The organism is Paracoccus simplex, assembly GCF_042648325.1.
Taxonomy (GTDB): Bacteria; Pseudomonadota; Alphaproteobacteria; order Rhodobacterales; family Rhodobacteraceae; genus Paracoccus; species Paracoccus simplex.
Genome location: NZ_JBHRXE010000024.1, coordinates 1 through 3,430, shown reverse-complemented (window position 1 = coordinate 3,430; position 3,430 = coordinate 1). Strand labels below are relative to the sequence as shown.

Sequence of the window (3,430 nt, the reverse complement as noted above, 5' to 3'; positions counted from 1 at the left end):
GCCGCCGGCGCCGGCGCCGCTGCCGCGCGCCGTCCAGGCCCGCCAGGCCACCTCGCGCAGGGCGCGGTCCTCGGCATGTTGCAGGAAGGGCACGATCAGCGAGCGGTTCAGCGTCACCACCTGCCCGGGCAGGCCGCGTTCGCGCGCCGCCGCCCGCATCGAGCGCAGCAGCCAGTCCGGCAGCCCCGCCAGCCCGGCATCGGGCACCGCCAGGGTGAAGTCCCGCTCGTCGGTCAGCACGTTCTGGGCGAAATCGGTCGAGAGCACGGCCAGACGCTCGCGGATCGCCGCCATGCGCTGGCGCGCGGCGCCGGTCAGGCCGGCCCCGGCCCGGCGCAGGCCGCGCAGGCTCAGTTCGGTCAGCCGGCGATCCTCGGGGGGCAGCCCGTCCCTGTCCTGCATGATCGCCTCGACCCGGTCGAAAAGCCGCGGGTCCATGCTGACCTTGCTGCCATGCGCCGCCAGCCGCGGGGCGATCTGGCGTTGCAGCGCCTGGCGCGCCGGGCTGGAATCGACGCCGGTCAGGGTGAAGAAGACGGCGCAGAGCCGGTTCAGGGGGTCCTCGGCGGTTTCCAGCGCCGCGACGGTGTTTCGGAAGGTCGGCGGTTCGGGATTGGCGGCGATGGTCTCGACCGCGTCGCCGGCCAGTTTCAGACAGACGTCGAAAGCGGGGGCGAAATCCTCGTCGCGGATCCGGTCGAAGCGCGGCAGCCCCAGCGGGCCGGTCCAATGAGTGAGTTCGGGGTTCATGCGAGCCTCCTGTTCGGTTGCCCGCGAGTGTTTCAGCCCTGCCGGAAATGTCCAGAGCCCGCGAGCCCCGAACAGACCGGGCAATCGGCGCGGCGGGCGATTTTCATCACCCGGTTCTCGCCATAGAGCCCGTCGAAGATCAGCATCCGCCCGCGCAGCGGCTCGCCCGCCCCGGCGATCAGCTTGATCGCCTCGAGCGCCAGCATCGAGCCGATCACCCCCGGCAAGGGTCCGACCACGCCGGCCTCGGCGCAGGCGGGGGCAAGACCGGCGGCCGGCGCCTGCGGGAAGATGCAGGCCATGCAGGGCGCGCCGTGTCCGGGATCCCAGACCGTCACCTGGCCTTCCCATTGCGCGATGGCACCGGCGACCAGCGGCACGCCGGCCCGCGCGCAGGCGGCGTTGACGGCCTGGCGGGCGGCGAAACTGTCGGTGCCGTCGATGACCAGATCATGGTCGGCGACCAGCGCGGCGTCCTCGGCCGTGATGCGGCGGTTCATCGCCGTGACCGCGACATGCGGGTTCAGCGCCAGCATGGCGGCACGCGCTGCCTCGGCCTTGAGCGCGCCGTCGTCCGAGGCGCGGAAGATCACCTGCCGCTGCAGGTTCGACAGGCTGACCCGGTCGTCGTCGGCGACGGTGATCCGCCCGACGCCGGCGGCAGCGAGGTAAAGGCAGACCGGCGCCCCCAACCCGCCCGCGCCGACGACCAGCACCCGCGCCCGGCGCAAGGCAGCCTGTCCCGGCCCGCCCAGTTCGCGCAGCACGATATGGCGGGCGTAGCGGTCCAGTTCCGCATCCGAGAGCGGGCCCGGATCGGCCCCGGATTCGGGCGCGGACCCATCGGCGGGTTCGGGCGAAGGCTCGGCTGCGGCCTGCTTCGCCGGCACCAGCCCCGGCCCGTTATGCGGCAGCGCGACGCTGTGGCGGTGCAGCAGGCGCAGGGCCAGCCAGGCCGAGACGCCGATCAGGGCCACGGCCAGCAGCCAGATCAGCGCATGGGGGGACCATTGCACGAAACGCGAAAAGGCGTTGTCCGGCCAGCGTTGGACCGCGCCGGCCACCGCCAGCCACAGCAGGACGGCGGCCAGGCCCAGCAGCCAGCCGCGCAACCGCAGCCAGTAAAGCCAGCCCAGCACCGCGCCATAGCCCAGAAGCCACCAGCCGCCGGTCAGCCAGACCAGCACCAGCAGAAGGATGAGGACAGGCACCGCCCCGCCCCGTCAGCCCCGGCCGGTCGAGCCGAAGCCGCCCTCGCCGCGCGCGGTCTGGTCCAGCGCCTCGGCCATCACATAGGCCGCGCGCGTCACCGGGGCGACGACGGCCTGGGCGATGCGTTCGCCGTGGTGGATTGCATAGGGCGCGGCGCCAAGGTTGATCATGATCACCCCCAGCGGGCCGCGATAATCGCTGTCGATGGTGCCCGGCGTGTTGGGCAGCGTCACGCCATGCTTCAGCGCCAGGCTGGAGCGGGGGCGGATCTGCATCTCGTAGCCCGCGGGGATCTGCACGCGCAGCCCGGTCGGCACCAGGCGGATCTGGCCGGGCTCGAGCACCAGCTTGGCCCCGTTCATCCCGGCCCCGCCCAGATCGGCCCGCAGGTCGGCACCGGCCGAGCCGCGGGTCTGGTATTCGGGCAAGGGCAGCGCCGGATCGGCGCCCGGTTCGCGCAGAACCAGAATCGTCACCTCGGCCGCCATCACCCTGCCTTATTTCGGAGCGATCATCATGACCATCTGACGCCCTTCCAGCTTGGGCATCGATTCGACCTTGCCGGCCTCGCCCACATCGGCGGCGACCCGGCCCAGAAGCTCCAGTCCCAGCTGCTGATGCGCCATCTCGCGGCCGCGGAAGCGCAGGGTCACCTTGACCTTGTCGCCCTCGCCCAGGAATTTCATCACCGAACGCATCTTCACGTCGTAATCATGGGTATCGGTCCCGGGGCGGAACTTGATCTCCTTGATCTCGATGATCTTCTGCTTCTTGCGGGCCTCGGCCTCGCGCTTCTGCTGTTCATATTTGAACTTGCCGAGATCCATGATCTTGCAGACCGGCGGCACGGCATTGGGCGAGATCTCGACCAGGTCCAGCCCGGCCTCCTGCGCAAGCTCCATCCCCTTGGCGGGGGTCACGACGCCGACGTTTTCGCCATCCGCGCCGATCAGGCGGATCTCGGCGACTCGGATGCGTTCATTGACGCGGGGGCCGGTGTCACGGGTGGGCGGAGCGTTATGCGGTCTGCGGGCTATGGCTGTCTTCCTTGTATGGCCAGAGGTTTTGCGCGGTTAAATAGTCTTGCAGGGTCGCGTTTTCAACCGGATTCGCAGTCGGGCGCCAAGGTTTCGGCTGGATGGATCGCGGTTTCGCGCCCCAGTTGACGCAGGCGTGAGCGGCCGCGCAGCGCGTGTGCCGCCGGGATGCTTTTCCCCCTGCCCGCGACATGGCATAGATGCGTTTGCGCCGCTGCCCTGACGGAGACCCGCATGAAGAAGTTCCTTGTCCTGATCGTCGTGCTTGCCGCCGCCGCCGCTGCGGCCTGGTTCTGGCGCGAGGGGGCCTTCAGACCGACGCCCGCGCAGATGCCGGCACCCGAGGCGACCCCCGAAGCCGCCACCCCGCCCGTCGCCGAGGATGCGCCCGCCGCGCGGGGCACGGCGCAGGACAAGGCCAATGCGGCCGC

At 70.8% G+C, this 3,430-nt stretch carries 3 protein-coding genes and 2 pseudogenes; 1 reads left to right on the top strand and 4 read right to left on the bottom strand.

The genetic code is table 11. The annotated features are described in order from the left end of the window. The 4 genes and pseudogenes from ACFOMP_RS10140 to infC form a co-directional block, all read right to left on the bottom strand. A pseudogene (locus ACFOMP_RS10140) lies at nucleotides 1-750 on the bottom strand (peptidase M3); the annotation flags it as partial. Nucleotides 751-782: 32 nt separating this feature from the next. Further along, the gene (locus ACFOMP_RS10135; protein WP_379030032.1) at nucleotides 783-1,961 is read right to left on the bottom strand and encodes a HesA/MoeB/ThiF family protein; all 1,179 of its coding nucleotides are present in this window, start codon (nucleotides 1,959-1,961) and stop codon (nucleotides 783-785) included. A gap of 12 nt (nucleotides 1,962-1,973) precedes the next feature. Next, the gene (gene dut / locus ACFOMP_RS10130) at nucleotides 1,974-2,450 is read right to left on the bottom strand and encodes a dUTP diphosphatase (protein ID WP_289895685.1); all 477 of its coding nucleotides are present in this window, start codon (nucleotides 2,448-2,450) and stop codon (nucleotides 1,974-1,976) included. Between the two features lie 9 nt (nucleotides 2,451-2,459). Beyond that, nucleotides 2,460-2,912, bottom strand: coding sequence for a translation initiation factor IF-3 (infC, locus tag ACFOMP_RS10125; RefSeq protein WP_449302609.1), 453 nt, complete (start codon nucleotides 2,910-2,912; stop codon nucleotides 2,460-2,462). Nucleotides 2,913-3,233: 321 nt separating this feature from the next. Here infC and ACFOMP_RS10120 point away from each other — a divergent pair. Next, nucleotides 3,234-3,430 (top strand): annotated as a pseudogene (locus ACFOMP_RS10120) (hypothetical protein); the annotation flags it as partial.